The sequence below is a fragment of the Bradyrhizobium sp. USDA 4510 genome (assembly GCF_054059095.1).
On the sequence record NZ_JBSSBT010000001.1, the window covers coordinates 5,436,796 to 5,452,698 of the forward strand.

The following is a 15,903-nucleotide window of genomic DNA, read 5'->3' on the forward strand; positions in this document are numbered from 1 at the left end:
CGCGTGAGTACACACCGCAGGCCAAAGGTCCTGATTGCCGGCGCCGGGATCGGCGGCCTTGTCGCCGGATTGTCGCTGCTGCAGCGTGGCATCGAGGTCGAGATCTTCGAGCAGGCGTCCGAGCTGCGCGAGCTCGGCGCCGGTGTCCAGCTCAGCGCCAACGGCACACGCGTCCTGATCGCGCTCGGGCTTGAGCAAGAGATGCAGGCGATCGCCTGCGAGCCCTCGGGCAAGGAGATCAGGCTGTTCAGCACCGGGAGGACCTGGAAACTATTCGACCTCGGCGCCTCCTCGCGCGCGATCTATGGCGCGCCCTACTGGATGGTGCATCGCGGCGACTTTCACCGCGTGCTGGTCGACGCATTCACGGCTCGGGCGCCGGGGCGCCTGCATCTCGGCAGCCGCTGCACCGGATTTGACCAGGACGACGACGGCATCTGGCTGCACCTTGCCAATGGCGAGCGTCGGCGCGGCGACGTCGTGGTCGGCGCCGACGGCGTGCACTCCGAAATTCGCCGGCAGATCGGCGGCGACACCAAACCGTTCTTCTCGGGCGTGGCCGCCTGGCGCGGCCTAGTGCCGATGGAACGGCTACCGGCGAGCCTGCAACGGGACGTCGGCACCAACTGGATCGGCCCGGGCGGCCACGTCATCACCTATCCGGTTCGCCGCGGCGAGCTGTTGAACTTCGTCGGCATCTTCGAGGGTGAGAGCTGGTCGGTCGAATCGTGGACCGAACGCGGCACGCGCGAGGCCTGCAGCGGAGCCTTTGCCGGATGGAATCCGCAGATCCACACCATTATCGCGAGCCTCGATATTCCCTACAAATGGGCGCTGCTCGGCCGCGACCCGCTCGATCGCTTCGTCGTCAGGCGCGCCTGCCTGCTCGGCGACGCCGCGCATCCAACACTGCCATTCCTGGCCCAGGGCGCCAACATGGCGATCGAGGACGGCATGGTGCTGGCGCGCTGTCTTGAAGGCTTCCCGCCCGACGAAGCACTGCAGCGCTACCAGACCGCACGGCTGACGCGGACGAACGCGATCGTGATGAAGTCGGCCGAGAATGCCAGGCGCTTCCATAATCCCGCGCTTGCCGACGCCGAAGGCGCCGACGCATATGTCTCGCGCGAATGGCAGCCGGACCGGGTGCGCGAGCGCTATGATTGGCTGTTCACCTACAATGCCTTGCGTGTGCCACTTTGACGGGACGAGTTTCGCGGGCCCGCCTCACTGAACGGGATGGCGTCCGCGGCGCACCGGACGTTCCGGCGGTGGTGGCGGAGGAGCGAAAAAGGGATTGACGATGCACATCGCAGAGAGACCCGATGCCGTCGCCTGACACTGCGGGATCGAGGTGTAGCTGCAATCGATGTGGTCTCCGGCCATCGGCCCGTTATAGAGATGCAAACAGACCGGATAGTTCGGATCATAGGCCTGTCCGGCGGCAGGTCGGGCCAGCGCGACCGCGAACGCAGCGATCGCGAAAAGTTTCAGGCGCATCGGATTCTCCTTATTGCTCGGACCGTTTCCTCACAACTGCCGGAGTTAGTCAACCGCACTGGGGACACGACGGCCATACAGTCTTGAGCGACGGCAGGCGGCAAGCCTGAGCGCGCTAGTTGGCGGACTGGCGTTGTCGCTGCCCCCGTTGCTTTGGCGGCTTTTTCGGACCTTTGTAGAACGGATTGACCGAACACGTCGCGGAGCGCCCCGAGGCCGTCGCCTGACACTGCGGAAGCGACGTGTAGCTGCAATCGATATACTCGGGCGTCAGCCTGCCGCCATAGACTTCCAGGCACACTGGATAGTTCGGATCGTACATCTGTGCGGCGGCGGGCCCGGCGATGCAAACGCCGACGGCGGCGATGATGATGAGTTTCAAACGCATCGAATTCTCCTCAAGCCTCGTCCGGAACGCAGGGCCCGGCTATCGTTGCTCGTCGGCCGGCTTGCCGTCGCCCTCACCGAGGCAGCGGATCATGAAGGCCGTCGTGTCCCGCGGCAGCACTTGCGCGGCGCGCGCCTTGAGACGGCATTCGAGCTGCGCGATCTGGCGCGCCCGCTGCCGTTCGGACGGCAGCGTCGATTGCCGCAACCGCCGCAACGTCATCGGCGAGCCGTCCGACTCGAAGCTCAGCTCGTATTTCTTGCCGTTCTGGTCGGTGGCGGCGCAGGTGATGGTGGACACCTGCCGCGTGATGAAGCTTCCGACCTGACGGCATGAGCCCGTCGACATCTCGACCAGCGGCACCGGCAGACCATCCACCCGCGGGCGGTCGCTCGACTTCAGCAACATGCGGTCGACCGCGAGCTCGAACAGATTGTCCTGGGTGCGCTCGGTGCTCTCGCCGGAGAACGAGATGATGTGGCTCTTGTCGGCGGGATCGTCGAGCACCACGGTGAATTCGGAACGGCCGCGCAGGGTGTGGAAATAGGCGACCGCCTTGCAGGTGTAGCTGCGGCCGGCGACGGTGACGTTGCGGCAAGTGCCGGACATCAACGCGTACAGATCGACGTCGTAGACCGGACCGGCGGCAACGGCGAGCGCCGGCCAGCAGAGGACGGCAGCCGCAATCAATTGAGCGAAACGGGAGATCATGCTGAAACGGTCGAAAACACGGTCGCTGGAGGGATCCATGGCGCAAGGTCGCTGATTTCCATGGACTGTGCAACGACGAAGCAGGCCTAAATGTGGACACCACGCGAACGGCTGGGGAACGCAGCACAATCCGTGCTGAAAGGCCGCGGCGTCAGATTTGCGGGCCGGACAGCGTCACCTCGCGCTCGGCGCGGAACACGTTGCTATAGAGGTTCGCGATCCACTGGCGGCCGCTTGCCGTCATGTTCAGGCAGTTGATGGCGCCCTGAATGTGCGGCGCAACCATGTTCCAGTAGAATTGCGGATAGCGGTCGACGATATCGGCCGGCGACTCATAGCCGAGCTGGCGGTTGATGCCGACCTCCTCGAACTCGTGATAGAGCGCGTTGGCCTTCCTGATATAGTTGGGATCGCCGAGCTGACCGATGAAATCGGCCGCCCGGACGATCGACGCCTCATCGTCATATTGCTGGCCTTCGGGCGCCGGAAACCGCGTGCCCTCGATGTTGCGCGCGACGCGCTCGCGATCGAGTGGAAGGACGGCCTCGAGCCTGTCGAGCACATACAGCTTCGAGCGGTCGACATGATACGGCATCAGGCCGGCATCCGACGAGCCACGCGGCAGCACCACCTTGTTGCCGGAGGCATCGATGACGTAGCCATCGGGTCCATCGCCTTTCAAAAGACCGCGCACATAGCCGATGTCGTGAGTCAGGCAGGCGATGATGGTGTGGGTGTAATCTTCGGCGGTGACGTGGGTGTGCAGCGCGCGGCCGCGGATGATGTCATGCCCGGCGAGCGTGACCAGCATGGTGTGCTCGACATTGTGGTAGAGCGCGTCGCTGTTGCCGATGCATTCCAGCGCGATGCGCGCGGCGGCCGGCAGGAGTTCGCCGAAGCGCGCCTGCGAAGCGCCGAAGGTGCGGCTGACATGCGTGGCGAGAAACTTCTCCAAAGCACCTGCCGCCAACTCAGGTAACGTCATCATCGATGCAGCCCCCGACCGCGCAACGTTCCTCGCTCGCCCCGATCTCACGCCGTAGTTGGGCAGCGACTATAGCGTATCTACGGGCGTGCGGCTACGCGCTGACGGCCGTGACGATTCGCTCCGGCCGTACTTTCCCGGTCTTGTCGGCTGCGACGCCAGAGCTGCCGATAGTGGCATGAACCCTGCATGATTCGGGTCAGACCGGGTTAACCCCACTGATAAAGGCCGTCATGCTCGTTACGCTCGTCGCCATCCTCTGCAATGCTCAACTCTGCATGGAAAAGGTCGTCACCACCAGTGACCAATCCGGCATCACCATGGGCGCCTGCGCAGTGAATGCGCAGATCGGCATCGCCGATTGGCTCGCCAAGGGGCCGTATCACGAATGGCACCTGCAGAGCTATAAATGCATCATGGGCAAGTACGTACCCAAGAACGAAGTGTGATGTGTGCTCACAGCCTCGGACGGGGCTGACCCGCTTCGACCGGAACAGCCTGCGAAACCACCGCGCAGGCGCCGCGCGCCTCGAGTCAAAGTCCAATTTATGGGCTATCACTGTCGTTAACGACGGTGAGACATGAGGTCGCCCTGGAATGCCCGCAACGCCGCTGATTGCCTATGCGCATGTCGGCAAGAGTTTTGACAGTGGTCGCGTGGTGGCGGTCGACGACGTCTCGCTTGACGTGGCCGAGGGTGAATTCCTGGCGATCGTCGGCGGCTCGGGCTCCGGCAAGACGACGCTGCTGAGGCTCGCCAATCGCCTGATCGAAGCCGACCACGGCCGGATCGCGGTCGAGGGTGAGGATGTCAGCCGCATCGACCCGATCCTGCTGCGGCGCCGCATCGGCTATGTCTTCCAGAGCGGTGGGCTGTTTCCGCATCTGTCCGTCGCCGACAACATCGGCATCACGCCACATCTGCTCGGCTGGACGCAGGCGGAGATCTCGGCGCGGGTCGATGAACTGCTCGACCTTGTGCGGCTCGACAACTCACAATATCGCGAGCGTTTGCCGCACGAACTCTCCGGCGGCCAGCGTCAACGCATAGGCGTCGCGCGTGCGCTGGCTGCGAAGCCGCGCATCGTGCTGATGGACGAGCCGTTCGGCGCGCTTGATCCCCTCACCCGCGACGCGCTCGGCGACGATTATCGAACGCTGCACCGCGAGCTCGGCCTGACCACGGTCATGATCACCCACGACATGACCGAGGCGTTGCTGCTGGCCGATCGTGTCGCGGTGATGCGCGGCGGCAGGCTGCTGGCCCAGGGCACGCCGGCGGAGCTCTCGGCCAGCACCGACGGCTATGTCGGCGAACTGATGCGCACGCCGCGGCGGCAGGCGGAACGCCTGGGCGCTTTGCTGCCGCGGGGCGACACGGCATGACTCTATCGGCCGATCCGCGCTGGAGCGAGGCGCTTTCCCATCTGCCCGACTATCTCGGCAATCATGTGCGGGTCAGCGTCGCCGCGCTGGCGCTCGGGCTCCTGATCAGCCTGCCGCTTGCGATCATCGCTCGTAACCGGCCGGTGCTGCGCACGACGTTGCTCGGGCTTGCCAGCATCGTGCAGACCGTGCCCGGTCTCGCGCTGCTCGCATTGTTCTATCCGCTGCTGCTGGCGCTCGCCGCGTTGACCGCAGCGTGGCTCGGCTTCAGCTTCTCCGCCTTCGGCTTCCTGCCCGCCGTGCTGGCGCTCGCGCTCTATTCGATGCTGCCGGTGTTGCGCAACACCATCACCGGCCTGTCCGGGGTCGATCCGGCGGTGCTGGAAGCCGCCCAGGGCGTCGGCATGACGCCGCGGCAATCGCTCACCATGGTCGAGCTGCCGCTGGCGCTGCCGGTGATGATGGCCGGAATCCGCACCGCGGCGGTATGGGTAATCGGCACCGCCACCTTGTCGACGCCGATCGGCCAGACCAGCCTCGGCAACTACATCTTCGCGGGATTGCAGACCCAGAACTGGGTGTTCGTGCTGTTCGGCTGTTTCGCTGCGGCCGTGCTCGCGCTTGTGGTTGACCAATTGCTGGCGCTGATCGAGAACGGCCTGCGGAATCGCAGCCGCATCCGGACGGCACTCGGCGGGCTCGGTATTGCCGCCTTGATCGCGGCGACGGTGGTGCCCGCGATCGCGCGCCCGCATGCGGGCATCGTGGTCGGCGCCAAGACTTTTACCGAGCAATATGTGCTGTCGGCGTTGATCGCGCAGCGGCTACAGGCGGCGGGCCTTCCGGCCACGACCCGCGCCGGCCTCGGCTCCAACGTGATCTTCGACGCGCTCGCGGCCGGCGATATCGATGTCTATGTCGACTATTCCGGAACGCTGTGGGCCAACCAGTTCCACCACACCGACATCAAGCCCCGCGCCGAGCTGTTGGGCGAATTGCAGACAACGCTGGCGAAGCAAGACATCACGCTGTTCGGCGAGCTCGGCTTCGAGAATGCCTATACGCTGGTGATGCCGAGGAAGCGCGCCGAAGAGCTCGGCATCCATTCGATCGCCGACCTCGCGTCACGCGCGGCGACGATGTCGATCGCCGGAGACTATGAATTCTTCTCGCGGCCGGAATGGACCGGCATCCAGAAGGCTTATGGGCTGACGTTCCGCGCCCAGCGTCAGATGCAGCCGGATTTCATGTATGCGGCTGTTGCCTCCGGCGAGGTCGACGTGATCGCGGGCTACACCAGCGACGGATTGATCGCGAAATACGATCTTGTCACGCTCGAGGACAACAGGCACGCCATCCCGCCCTATGACGCCATCGTCCTGCTGTCGCCAAAGCGGCGCGACGACGAGGCGCTCAAGGCGGCGCTGCGGCCGCTGCTCGGCAAGATCGATATCGCCGGGATGCGCGAGGCGAATTTGCGCGCGTCGGGCAACGACGCATCATCGTCGCCCGACGCCGTGGCGCGCTGGCTGTGGGGGAAGGTCGGCGGAAAATAGCCTCTCGCCTTCATTGCGAGCGAAGCGCAGCAATCCACCTCTCCGCATGCGAGGAAAGATTGATTGCTTCGTCGCTACGCTCCTCGCAATGACGACGTCTCACAATCCCTTGATGATCCCCGCGTCGATCAACAGGCGATTGAAGCGGCGTGCTTCTGCGCCGTCCTTGCAGGAATAGAATGCGCCGTTGCAGCGAAGCATGATCGCCTTCTGCTCCTCGAACGACGGGTCGAGCGGAATGCCCGCGGCTTCCTGAATCACCAGCGGCAGATAGGCGGCGTCGATCGTGTCCATCACCGCCGGGCTCTTCACGGGTTCGAAGTTGACGGCGTCGATCGCATAGTAGGTCGCGTAATAGCGCGGATCGTAATCCATCAGCTTCTTGCCGATGCCGGCCTCGTCGAGATCGGGATCGAGCAGCTGCGGCGAGAATTCCGGCTGATGATCGCCGTAACGCACGATCAGGAAAGGCTGCGCCGGAAACTTCTTCTTCAGCGCCGCGACGAAGCCGGCATAGTCGCCAGCGCTCATCGCCTGCCGGCGCAGATATTCGTCGACCGCGGGCGTATTGCCCGGCCGCTTCCACGACGGCAGCAACTCGGGACGGAATTTGGTTTCCCAGGGGAAATGATTGGCGGCGAGATAGACGAAGGCGAACAGCGGCGTGCCTGACGTCTTCTGCTCGGCCATCAGCTTCAGCGCCTTGTCGTAGAAGAAGCTGTCGGGCTCGACATCCTTCGCATGCAGGTCATGCGCGTCGTAGAAGCGCTGGATGCCGGTCGTGGTCTGGAAGTTGCGCGCGCTCATGAAGGCGCCGAATGCGGGATAGAGCGAGAGCGTGTCGTAGCCGCAGCGGCGCAGCGCCAACGGCAGGCCGCGCTCCACGCGCCCCGATGCGATGCGGGTGACGAAATAGGAGAACCGGCCGAACGAGCGCGAGGACAATCCCGCAAGCACGTTGTACTCGGTGAACCAGCTCGGCCCGCCATTGCTCTCGGCAAGGAATTTGCGCGCGACGCCGTCGTAGGACTTGAACTGGCTGCCATAGCCCGGCGGCACCTTGACGCCGGAGGCGGCGCGGATGTCGAAACTCGATTCATCATGGATCATGATGATGTTCGGCCGCCGCCCGGCGGGATGACAGGCATCGACCAGGGGCATCTTGAGCTGATCGCTCGCGGTCGGATCCGACTCCATAAAGCCGTAGGCGACGAAATCGGACACGGCCGTGACGCCGGAGCGCGCGAACTTCGAGAGGTAGCCGTCGTCGTAATAGCCGCGCCAGGCTTCATCCGGCCAGGCGAAGGCATAACCCGAGAGCGCCGCGGTGCAGGCGAGGCAGGCCGCCGCAGCCGGCAGCCGGCGAATGCGGAACGGATCGAGCCACCACAGCGCGTACATCAGGGGCAGCGTGACGAGGCCGGCGCCGATGATCGACCAGCGCAGGCTCGGGAAGATCGTCAGCAGGAACGCCGCGGTGTCGCGGTCGATCACCATCAGGTCGACGAAGTTCGCGGTCATCTGCACCACGTCGTGCTTGAAGCGCGACAGCAGCACCAAGACCACGACCAGTGTCAGCGACAGCGCGCCCGACAGCGCCGGCCGGCGCAGCAGCGCGATGAACAGGAAGTTCAGGATTCCCCAGGTGAGCAGGAAGCAAAGCCGCGAGCCGAAATCGGTCTCGGTGCGCAGCATCAGAATCAGCGCGCCGAAATGCGGTGCCGCGACCGCCATCAACCGCCAGATGCCAAGCGCGGCAAGACCGCCGGCCAGTGCGGCAACGGAGGAGTTCTGCTGAGGCGCGGGCGCCATGGGCGGGACGCAATACAACCCGGCGCAATGCCACCGCCTTGACTGGCAACGGCCAGGAGGCATGCGGCACAGCCGGTGTCTGGGCCGCGTCACAAAACCGTAATTGAATCGTCATGAACGCGCAATGAATTTGCCTGCCCAAGCCTAGCCGCGGCAGGCAGTGCGCGTGCCTTAAACTTTGGCGGCCGGCGCGGCGTGGCTCGCGATACCCGCGATGAAGAGATCGACGATGTCGGCAGCCATCTGCTCGACCTCCGCATCGCCGACACCCCAGCGCGGCAAATGACCGTCGATGTGCATCCGCGCGAAGCCATAGACCAGCGCGCGGCCGGCGATCTGGACCTGCCTGAGGTCGCGCGTCCCGAGTTGGCCAGCTGAAAATGCCTCCGCCAGCGTGCGCTCGGTCATGCCGATCAACTCGGCATTGTCGCCGGAGACGGCGGCCGAGCGGTCGTGGTCGAAGAAGCGGCGGCTGGAGATGATCTCGAAATGGGTCGGGTTCTTCATCGCCCAGCGCAGATAGGCGATCCCGAGATGGTGGAAGCGGCCGAGCGGATCGCCTGGCGGCGCCTCGGCCAACGCCGCCTCGATCTCGGCGCGAAAGCGGCGTTGCGCCTCCTCCGCCACCGCATTCATCAGCGCGTCCCGGCTCGGGAAATGCCGGAACGGCGCGCCCGGCGAGACCCCGGCGCGGCGCGCGGCCTCGCGGACGCTGACCGCCTCCGGGCCGCCCTCGCCGACCAGTTGCATGGCGGCATCGATCAGGACCCGGCGGAGATCGCCGTGGTGATACGGCCTGGCCGCCTGCGCCCGCGTCGCGACCGGACGCGGCTTGGCGGGCCGGCGGCCGGTGGGCGGGCTTTTGGCGGAGCGGCGCATGGCGATCCTCTAGCATCACCCGCTTGTGAATGTAAGCGATGATTACACGGATTGACCGCGCGCGGACACGAAATGTAACTGGTGATTACATAAACGGGAGGCGGGATATGGCGACGCATCGCAACTGGTTCGAGGGCTGGCGGCTGTTTGGCCTGCTCACGCTCACCCTGATCGGGCTTTCGATCTGGATCGCCGCCATGCGGCAGTTCGAGGTCGAGGGCGTGCGGATGGTGATCCGCTTCACGGCGCGGACCTCGCTCTTGTTCTTCTGCCTCGCCTTCTCGGCGGCGGCGCTGGCGCGGCTGTGGCCGAACGCCTGGACGCACTGGCAGCGCCGCAACCGCCGTTATTTGGGCTTCACCTTCGCGGCCTCGCACGCCATCCATGCGGTCGCGATCGCCGCCTTCGCGATGCTCGATCCGCCCGGCTTTGCGGCCGCGACCTCGATCGTCTCCTACGTCTTCGGCGGTATCGGCTATCTCGCCATCATCGCGCTGACCGCGACTTCGTTCGATCGCACGGCTGCACTGCTCGGCCCGCGCGCCTGGCGCAGGCTGCATCTGATCGGCGGCTATTATCTGCTGCTGCAGTTCATGGTCTCGTTCGGCAAGCGGATTCCCGAGATGCCGCTCTACGCGCTATTCCTCGTGCCGCTCGCTGCGGTGTTCGCGCTCAGGATGATCAGCATGGCCGGCCGGCCCGCGCCACGTCAGGCGCAGGCGAGCTAAGATCGGGCCACCTTACACCAGGTGAAACTTGCGGCCGAGCTGGCGATGAACCGATAGCACCGCGCGGTCGACGTCGCTGATCAGGCTGTCGCCGAGCACGACGTTCGGAATCTCCCAGTTGCGTCCGATCTGCGCATCGGGCAGCCCGGCGATCGCCGGCACGCGCGCGGTCTCACAGCCGGGCTGGGCGCGCAACGCCTCATCCGCAAGCCGGGTCAATTCGTCCTGGCTCTTTCCATCAGTCATGACCTCGGTCCTGACTCCGGAAGATGGCTCACTGATGGCCAAGATTCTCCAGTTCCTTAGCGCGGGCTTCGGTCATGCTGCGCATGCATTCACCGGCATCGAGCCGGGCGATAGTGCCCTCGCCGAGGTCGTAATACAGGCAGTTGGCGTCACGATACTGGATCCATAGCCGCTGCGCGGTGCGCAGCTGTTCGCGCTGCTTGTCGTCGGCGGCATCCTTCAACGCCTTCTGGTAGGCGACGTTCATCCGCTTGTCCCACTGCGCGGTCTTGGCCTTGAGGCATTCGACCATCTGGTAGGTGCCGCCGTCTCAGGATGGCTCGCCAACGCTCTGATCGCCGGCGCGGGCAACCGGCGGGGTGAAGGCGATGAAGACGGCCGTCAGAACGGCCATGAGCCTGCACGCGCCTGTGGTCACAGCCGATGTCATGCCACTTTCCCTGTTCGATCGATCCTGTCGTCGCAGCATACATGAGTGCCGCCGCGATGCATCCCGTCCACCGCCGGTCGCGCCGCAGCTGGCCTTCCCGGTCCGCGCAGGATATTTCATATGCATGGAGGGACCATGCGGCGCGCCGTGACGCCTGTGATCGTCTTGGCGGTGTTCGGCCTGCTCGTCGGTGGGCTGTTTCGCTATGCGTTCGATGAGTCCGACGAGGCCTCCGTCTCGAATTATGTGCGCAGCGCCCTCGACGGCGCAGCCCTCACGGTGATCGTCTGGGCGACGCATCTCTATCTGGCCGCACGTGGTGGCTGGCTGCGACGGCAATCACTCATCGTCGAGCTGATCGGCCGCTCTGTGATCCTCGCCGTCACCGTTGCGGCCGCCGCGATCGTGCTGGAAATCGTGCTTTACGGGCATGGGCTCGAAGCCAAGTGGATGCGCGAAACCTTCCTGAAGATCATTGGCGTCGGCCTGCTGCTGTCGATCCCGATCACGACGATCTACGAGCTGGTCCGGATGATCGGCGGGCACACGCTGCTCAGCATCGTGCTCGGACGCTATCGGCAGCCGGTGCGCGAGGAGCGCGTGCTGCTGTTCCTCGACCTGGTCGGCTCGACGACGCTAGCGGAATCGATGGGCGAGCTGCGCGTGCAGGAATTGCTGACGCGCTTCTTCTTCGACATCGACGAGCCGATCGTGTCGCACGGCGGCGAAGTCCACGCCTATGTCGGCGACGAAGTGATCGTGACCTGGCCGGCCAATGCCGACGGGCGATCGCGGCGGTATCTCGATTGCGTGTTCGCGATCGAGGATCGCCTCGCCAAGCGGGCCGATCAATATCGCAAGGAGTTCGGCGTGGTGCCCGCGTTTCGAGCCGGGATGCATGCCGGTCCGGTCGTCATCGCGGAATGCGGGGACTCGCGGCGGCAGATCGCCTATTTCGGCGACACCGTGAACGTCACGGCGCGGCTGCAGGCGCATTGCAAGGAGGCCGGCCGTCCGCTGCTGGTATCGGGCGACTTGCTGCGCCTGCTGCCGCCGGACCGGGATTTGGTCGTCGAGCCGCTCGGCTCGACGCAATTGCGCGGACGTGCCGCCTCGATCGACATCTTTTCCGTCGCGCGGCGCGTATCGTCCTAAACGATCTCTTAAAATGCACCGGCATCAGCTTCCGCCGAGCCGAAAGCGCGCATTGAATCGAGTCCGGTCGCAGCCTGTTAAGGATGCGATGCACACCGTATTTGCACCGGGTTCCACCTTAACGCAGGTGTAAGACCGCGCCCCGCATGGTGTGCAGACAGGTGTCATTCAACAAAAACAAGGTTGCCCATCGATGGCGCAACAGGCGTCACAATCGATTATTGCCGAACTCGAGGATGCGGTCCGGGACGGGACATCGGCCAAGCGTGTGCAGACGCTGCGGCAGGTCACCGATCTGTTCCTGAACGACGGCGACCGCCTCAACGATGAACAGGTCAAGGTGTTCGACGACGTGCTCTGCCTCTTGGTCGCGCGCGTCGAGACCCGTGCGCGGGCCGAGCTCAGCAAGCGGCTCGCCCCGCTCGACTATGCGCCGTTCGAGGTGATCCAGCACCTCGCCTGGGACGACGACATCAGCGTCGCCGGCGACGTGCTGACCCACTCCAGCCGCCTTTCGAACGACGCCCTGCGCGAGATCGCGAGCAGCAAGGGCCAGGACCACCTGTTCGCGATCTCCGCGCGGGAAAACCTGCCGCCTTCCGTCACCGACGTGATCATCGACCGCGGCGAGGACAAGGTGATCCGGCGTCTCGCCAAGAACGCCGGCGCGCAGTTCTCCGACAACGGCTATTCCAGCATCGTCGCCCGCGCCGAAGGCGACGACGAGCTGGTCGAGATCCTCGGGCTGCGCATCGACATTCCGGCCAAGCTGCTGCGCGACCTGCTGCAGCGCGCCAAGGATACGGTGCGCGCCCGCCTGCTCTCGATCGCCTCGCCCCGGGCGCGCGAGGAGATCAGCCAGGTGCTGAACGACATCGCCCAGGAAGAGGCCGCGGCGCCGCGCCGCAACTACGGCATCGCCGAAGAGCTGGTCAAGCTGATGAAGCAGCTGAACGAACTCGACGATGCGGCCGTCTACAAATTCGCCGAAGAGGGCAAGCTCGACGAGGTCACGGTCGCGCTCGCCGTGCTCAACGACATGCCGATCGCGATGATCGAACGGCTGATGCTCGGCCTCCGCTCCGACCTGATCCTGATCCCGTGCCGCTCGGCACGGCTCAACTGGCCGACGGTCGAAAGCATCCTGCGCAAGCGGCCGCTGCCGCTGCCGCTCGACAATGCGACGCTCGAGATCGCGCAGCGCGATTACCGCCGGCTCTCGCTGGAAACCGCGCAGCGCACGGTGCGGTTCTGGCAGCTGCACAACAGGATCGAGAAGCAGCCGATGGCGGCCGGCTAGCGGCCGCTGCGCCTCTGCGACAAAGACAAAGGGTGGGCAACGCGCCCACCCTTTTTCATCACAGCGTCATTCCGGGGCGCCTCGAAGAGGCGGACCCGGAATCTCGAGATTCCGGGCTCGGTCCTGCGGACCGCCCCGGAATGACAGGCCTCGCCTGTCAGTTCTTGCTCTTGTCGACGAGCGCGCCCTTCTTGATCCAGGGCATCATGTCGCGCAGCTTGGCACCGACTTCCTCGATCGGGTGTGCGGCGAGCTTGGCACGGGTCGCCTTGAACGAGGTCTGGTTGACCTTGTTCTCCAGCATCCAGTCGCGGGCGAACTTGCCGCCCTGGATGTCGGCCAGCACGCGCTTCATTTCGGCCTTGGTCTCGGCCGTGACGATGCGCGGACCGGTGACGTACTCGCCGTATTCGGCGGTGTTGGAGATCGAGTAGTTCATGTTGGCGATGCCGCCTTCATAGATCAGGTCGACGATCAGCTTCACTTCATGCAGGCACTCGAAATAGGCCATCTCGGGTGCGTAGCCGGCCTCGACCAGGGTTTCGTAGCCGCCCTTGATCAACTCGACCAGGCCGCCGCAGAGCACCACCTGCTCGCCGAACAGGTCGGTCTCGCACTCTTCCTTGAAGGTGGTCTCGATGATGCCGGCGCGGCCGCCGCCGATCGCCGAGGCATAGCTGAGCCCGAGGTCATGGGCGTTGCCCGACGAATCCTTGGCGATCGCGATCAGGCAGGGCACGCCGCCGCCGCGCTGGTATTCCGAGCGCACGGTGTGGCCGGGGCCCTTCGGCGCGATCATCAGCACGTCGAGGTCGGCGCGCGGATCGAGCAGGTTGAAGTGCACGTTGAGGCCGTGGGCGAACACGAGCGCCGCGCCCTTCTTCATGTTGTCGTGCAGGTGCTCGCGATAGATGTCGCCCTGCAGCTCGTCCGGGGTCAGCATCATGACGAGGTCGGCCCACTTGGCGGCTTCGGCGACTTCCATCACCTTGAAGCCGGCGTTCTCGGCCTTCTTGGCCGAGGCCGAACCCTTGCGCAGCGCAATCGCCACTTCCTTGACGCCTGAATCCTTCAGGTTCAGCGCGTGGGCGTGGCCCTGGCTGCCGTAGCCGACGATGGCGACCTTCTTGCCCTTGATCAGGTTCAGGTCGGCATCGCGATCGTAGTAAACTCGCATCGTGGTTTCCTCGTTTGAAGGGGGCCAAAATCGGCCGATGAATCAGGCATTCGGAAGGTCAGAACCGCCGGGCGCCCGCGAATTTCCGGCGTTGTCTAGAGCATTTTCCCCCTCAGGGGAAACCCTCATCTCGCATGGCGCGGTGCGGCATCATGCGTCCATGAAGACCGGGTAGAGCGAGGCCAGCAGCAGGATGGCCATCACCACATTGAAGGCGCGGATCGCCCGGGGCGAGGTCAGGATCGGCCGCAGGGCGGTCCCGAACAGCGCCCAGACGACGCAGGACACCGTGCCCAGGATCAGGCTCAGGCCGACCTGGATCGCGATGTTCCAGGGAAAGGCGGCAATTGCCGCATAGGCCGTGATGGTGCCGATCACCATCACCCAGCCCTTGGCATTGATCCACTGGAACATGGCGGCGCCCCAGAACGTCATCGGGCCGCGGCCGCCCCTGTCGTCCTTGTCCGCCGAGGGCGGCTCGGCCATGGCGATGACGGCGGCGAGATAGATCAGGTAGGCGACGCCGCCATATTTCAGGATCGTCTGCAGCACCGGATAGGCGATGAAGACGGTCCCCAGCCCGACGCCGACCGCGCCGACCATGAAGGCGAAGCCGACCGTGATGCCGGCGATGTGGGGCACTGTACGGCGGAAGCCGTAGGTCAGCCCCGACGACAGCAGCATGATGTTGTTGGGGCCCGGCGTGAAGAACATCACGACAGCGAACACGACAAAGGCGAACAGCAGCGAATTCGACATGGTGCCCTCACGCGACTTTCGGCAGAGCTTTTGGCCGCTTCGACAGCAGCATCACGGCGATGCCGGCGATCACGGTGACCATGCCGGCCAGCCGCAGCGGCCCGAATGTCTCGCCGAACACGATGCTCGACGCGGCGGAGCCGACGAACGGCACCAGCAGCGCGAACGGCACCACCTGCGCCGCCGGATAATCCCGCAGCAGCCGGCCCCACAGCCAGTAGGCGATGCTGGTCGAGATGCCGCCGAGGCAGAGCATGCAGACGAGCCCGGTCAGCGACATGTGGGTCAGCGCATGCCAGGTCGGCTGCGGGCCGTTCGTGATCAAGGTCAGCACCGCGAGCGGCACCGCGGCTGACAGGCACAGCCAGGCGAACAGATCGAACATCGGCGCGCCGTTCGCCTGCCGCAGGAGAAGATTGCCGATCGCGAAGCTGATCGGGCAGATCATGATGATCGCAAACGCGGCGACGCTGAAGTCGTAGCCGACCGTCCCGCAGATCATCAGCAGGCCGAGCGCGGCGATCGCGATGCCGATTGCCTGGCTCCGTGTCGGGATTTCCCCGAAGGCCAGGGCGGCGAAGGCGATGGTGAAAAGCGCCTGGCTCTGCACGATCACGCTGGAAAGCCCGACGGGAACGCCATGCGCGATCGCAAAGGCCTGTGCGAGGAACTGGCCGAGGAACAGCGTTGAGCTGATCGCGATCAGAAGCGGCCAGGAAACGCCGGGCTTGCGCAGGAACAGGCACGGCAGCGCGGCGATGGCGAAGCGCAGCGTCGTCATCAGCTCCGGCGAGAACTCATCGAGCGCGATCCGGCTTGCGACGAACGCAAGCCCCCAGATCACCGCGACCATGACGGCGATGCCAACATCGGCCGGCTTCATTGTTGTTC

General features: G+C 65.0%; 18 protein-coding genes. 7 read left to right on the forward strand and 11 right to left on the reverse strand.

Annotated features, from left to right (window positions below; all coding sequences use genetic code 11):
• The first annotated feature begins 3 nt into the window (after nucleotides 1-3).
• Complete coding sequence (locus ACVMDN_RS25340; protein WP_141341378.1) at nucleotides 4-1,203, forward strand: FAD-dependent monooxygenase; 1,200 nt, start codon at nucleotides 4-6, stop codon at nucleotides 1,201-1,203.
• A 24-nt stretch (nucleotides 1,204-1,227) separates the two neighbouring features.
• Here ACVMDN_RS25340 and ACVMDN_RS25345 read toward each other — a convergent pair whose 3' ends face one another.
• The 4 genes from ACVMDN_RS25345 to ACVMDN_RS25360 form a co-directional block, all read right to left on the reverse strand.
• The gene (locus ACVMDN_RS25345; RefSeq protein ID WP_016844297.1) at nucleotides 1,228-1,500 is read right to left on the reverse strand and encodes a DUF3551 domain-containing protein; all 273 of its coding nucleotides are present in this window, start codon (nucleotides 1,498-1,500) and stop codon (nucleotides 1,228-1,230) included.
• Between the two features lie 115 nt (nucleotides 1,501-1,615).
• Nucleotides 1,616-1,888 carry a DUF3551 domain-containing protein gene (locus ACVMDN_RS25350; protein WP_076824284.1) on the reverse strand — a complete coding sequence of 91 codons (273 nt, stop codon included), beginning with the start codon at nucleotides 1,886-1,888 and terminating at the stop codon, nucleotides 1,616-1,618.
• Between the two features lie 39 nt (nucleotides 1,889-1,927).
• Nucleotides 1,928-2,638, reverse strand: coding sequence for a hypothetical protein (locus ACVMDN_RS25355; RefSeq protein WP_244978797.1), 711 nt, complete (start codon nucleotides 2,636-2,638; stop codon nucleotides 1,928-1,930).
• Between the two features lie 112 nt (nucleotides 2,639-2,750).
• Nucleotides 2,751-3,587, reverse strand: coding sequence for a hypothetical protein (locus ACVMDN_RS25360; RefSeq protein ID WP_026193124.1), 837 nt, complete (start codon nucleotides 3,585-3,587; stop codon nucleotides 2,751-2,753).
• A 230-nt stretch (nucleotides 3,588-3,817) separates the two neighbouring features.
• On the opposite strand from ACVMDN_RS25360, the gene ACVMDN_RS25365 reads away from it, so the two are divergent.
• The 3 genes from ACVMDN_RS25365 (at nucleotide 3,818) to ACVMDN_RS25375 (ending at nucleotide 6,526) form a co-directional block, all read left to right on the forward strand.
• On the forward strand, nucleotides 3,818-4,033 hold the full coding sequence (locus ACVMDN_RS25365) for a hypothetical protein (RefSeq protein ID WP_016844293.1): 216 nt from the start codon (nucleotides 3,818-3,820) through the stop codon (nucleotides 4,031-4,033).
• Between the two features lie 148 nt (nucleotides 4,034-4,181).
• Complete coding sequence (locus ACVMDN_RS25370) at nucleotides 4,182-4,970, forward strand: ATP-binding cassette domain-containing protein (RefSeq protein ID WP_076824282.1); 789 nt, start codon at nucleotides 4,182-4,184, stop codon at nucleotides 4,968-4,970.
• Nucleotides 4,967-6,526, forward strand: a complete 1,560-nt coding sequence (locus ACVMDN_RS25375) for a glycine betaine ABC transporter substrate-binding protein (protein ID WP_076824280.1) — start codon at nucleotides 4,967-4,969, stop codon at nucleotides 6,524-6,526. Before ACVMDN_RS25370 ends, ACVMDN_RS25375 begins: the two co-directional genes overlap by 4 nt.
• A gap of 99 nt (nucleotides 6,527-6,625) precedes the next feature.
• Here the strand turns inward: ACVMDN_RS25375 and ACVMDN_RS25380 are convergent, their stop codons facing one another.
• Together ACVMDN_RS25380 and ACVMDN_RS25385 are read right to left on the reverse strand one after the other, a co-directional pair.
• Nucleotides 6,626-8,338, reverse strand: coding sequence for a sulfatase-like hydrolase/transferase (locus ACVMDN_RS25380; RefSeq protein ID WP_057015052.1), 1,713 nt, complete (start codon nucleotides 8,336-8,338; stop codon nucleotides 6,626-6,628).
• 171 nt (nucleotides 8,339-8,509) lie between these two features.
• The gene (locus tag ACVMDN_RS25385; RefSeq protein WP_076824278.1) at nucleotides 8,510-9,217 is read right to left on the reverse strand and encodes a TetR/AcrR family transcriptional regulator; all 708 of its coding nucleotides are present in this window, start codon (nucleotides 9,215-9,217) and stop codon (nucleotides 8,510-8,512) included.
• Between the two features lie 107 nt (nucleotides 9,218-9,324).
• Between ACVMDN_RS25385 and ACVMDN_RS25390 the strand changes: the two genes are divergently transcribed.
• A complete protein-coding gene (locus ACVMDN_RS25390; RefSeq protein ID WP_076824276.1) occupies nucleotides 9,325-9,945 on the forward strand; it encodes a hypothetical protein in 621 nt (206 codons plus the stop codon).
• Nucleotides 9,946-9,957: 12 nt separating this feature from the next.
• On the opposite strand, the gene ACVMDN_RS25395 is transcribed toward ACVMDN_RS25390, so the two are convergent.
• Both ACVMDN_RS25395 and ACVMDN_RS25400 read right to left on the reverse strand, forming a co-directional pair.
• On the reverse strand, nucleotides 9,958-10,191 hold the full coding sequence (locus tag ACVMDN_RS25395; protein WP_076824274.1) for a hypothetical protein: 234 nt from the start codon (nucleotides 10,189-10,191) through the stop codon (nucleotides 9,958-9,960).
• A 28-nt stretch (nucleotides 10,192-10,219) separates the two neighbouring features.
• Nucleotides 10,220-10,483, reverse strand: coding sequence for a lysozyme inhibitor LprI family protein (locus ACVMDN_RS25400; protein ID WP_076824272.1), 264 nt, complete (start codon nucleotides 10,481-10,483; stop codon nucleotides 10,220-10,222).
• Between the two features lie 273 nt (nucleotides 10,484-10,756).
• Here ACVMDN_RS25400 and ACVMDN_RS25405 point away from each other — a divergent pair, with 273 nt between their 5' ends.
• Together ACVMDN_RS25405 and ACVMDN_RS25410 are read left to right on the forward strand one after the other, a co-directional pair.
• Nucleotides 10,757-11,776 (forward strand): adenylate/guanylate cyclase domain-containing protein, encoded by a 1,020-nt coding sequence (locus ACVMDN_RS25405; protein ID WP_076824270.1) that lies wholly within the window; start codon nucleotides 10,757-10,759, stop codon nucleotides 11,774-11,776.
• Between the two features lie 193 nt (nucleotides 11,777-11,969).
• A complete protein-coding gene (locus ACVMDN_RS25410) occupies nucleotides 11,970-13,076 on the forward strand; it encodes a DUF2336 domain-containing protein (RefSeq protein WP_076824268.1) in 1,107 nt (368 codons plus the stop codon).
• A gap of 157 nt (nucleotides 13,077-13,233) precedes the next feature.
• Here the strand turns inward: ACVMDN_RS25410 and ilvC are convergent, their stop codons facing one another.
• The 3 genes from ilvC to ACVMDN_RS25425 form a co-directional block, all read right to left on the reverse strand.
• Nucleotides 13,234-14,253 (reverse strand): ketol-acid reductoisomerase, encoded by a 1,020-nt coding sequence (gene ilvC, locus ACVMDN_RS25415; protein ID WP_018272993.1) that lies wholly within the window; start codon nucleotides 14,251-14,253, stop codon nucleotides 13,234-13,236.
• A 150-nt stretch (nucleotides 14,254-14,403) separates the two neighbouring features.
• On the reverse strand, nucleotides 14,404-15,012 hold the full coding sequence (locus tag ACVMDN_RS25420; RefSeq protein WP_057015047.1) for a LysE family translocator: 609 nt from the start codon (nucleotides 15,010-15,012) through the stop codon (nucleotides 14,404-14,406).
• 7 nt (nucleotides 15,013-15,019) lie between these two features.
• On the reverse strand, nucleotides 15,020-15,895 hold the full coding sequence (locus tag ACVMDN_RS25425) for an EamA family transporter (protein WP_057015046.1): 876 nt from the start codon (nucleotides 15,893-15,895) through the stop codon (nucleotides 15,020-15,022).
• Nucleotides 15,896-15,903: the final 8 nt, after the last annotated feature.

Coding starts and splice junctions, on each gene's coding strand:
- ACVMDN_RS25345 (WP_016844297.1), bottom strand. CDS start 1,500: ATGCGCCTGAAACTTTTCGCGATCGCTGCGTTCGCGGTCGCGCTGGCC.
- ACVMDN_RS25350 (WP_076824284.1), bottom strand. CDS start 1,888: ATGCGTTTGAAACTCATCATCATCGCCGCCGTCGGCGTTTGCATCGCC.
- ACVMDN_RS25355 (WP_244978797.1), bottom strand. CDS start 2,638: ATGGATCCCTCCAGCGACCGTGTTTTCGACCGTTTCAGCATGATCTCC.
- ACVMDN_RS25360 (WP_026193124.1), bottom strand. CDS start 3,587: ATGATGACGTTACCTGAGTTGGCGGCAGGTGCTTTGGAGAAGTTTCTC.
- ACVMDN_RS25365 (WP_016844293.1), top strand. CDS start 3,818: ATGCTCGTTACGCTCGTCGCCATCCTCTGCAATGCTCAACTCTGCATG.
- ACVMDN_RS25370 (WP_076824282.1), top strand. CDS start 4,182: ATGCCCGCAACGCCGCTGATTGCCTATGCGCATGTCGGCAAGAGTTTT.
- ACVMDN_RS25375 (WP_076824280.1), top strand. CDS start 4,967: ATGACTCTATCGGCCGATCCGCGCTGGAGCGAGGCGCTTTCCCATCTG.
- ACVMDN_RS25380 (WP_057015052.1), bottom strand. CDS start 8,338: ATGGCGCCCGCGCCTCAGCAGAACTCCTCCGTTGCCGCACTGGCCGGC.
- ACVMDN_RS25385 (WP_076824278.1), bottom strand. CDS start 9,217: ATGCGCCGCTCCGCCAAAAGCCCGCCCACCGGCCGCCGGCCCGCCAAG.
- ACVMDN_RS25390 (WP_076824276.1), top strand. CDS start 9,325: ATGGCGACGCATCGCAACTGGTTCGAGGGCTGGCGGCTGTTTGGCCTG.
- ACVMDN_RS25395 (WP_076824274.1), bottom strand. CDS start 10,191: ATGACTGATGGAAAGAGCCAGGACGAATTGACCCGGCTTGCGGATGAG.
- ACVMDN_RS25400 (WP_076824272.1), bottom strand. CDS start 10,483: ATGGTCGAATGCCTCAAGGCCAAGACCGCGCAGTGGGACAAGCGGATG.
- ACVMDN_RS25405 (WP_076824270.1), top strand. CDS start 10,757: ATGCGGCGCGCCGTGACGCCTGTGATCGTCTTGGCGGTGTTCGGCCTG.
- ACVMDN_RS25410 (WP_076824268.1), top strand. CDS start 11,970: ATGGCGCAACAGGCGTCACAATCGATTATTGCCGAACTCGAGGATGCG.
- ilvC (WP_018272993.1), bottom strand. CDS start 14,253: ATGCGAGTTTACTACGATCGCGATGCCGACCTGAACCTGATCAAGGGC.
- ACVMDN_RS25420 (WP_057015047.1), bottom strand. CDS start 15,012: ATGTCGAATTCGCTGCTGTTCGCCTTTGTCGTGTTCGCTGTCGTGATG.
- ACVMDN_RS25425 (WP_057015046.1), bottom strand. CDS start 15,895: ATGAAGCCGGCCGATGTTGGCATCGCCGTCATGGTCGCGGTGATCTGG.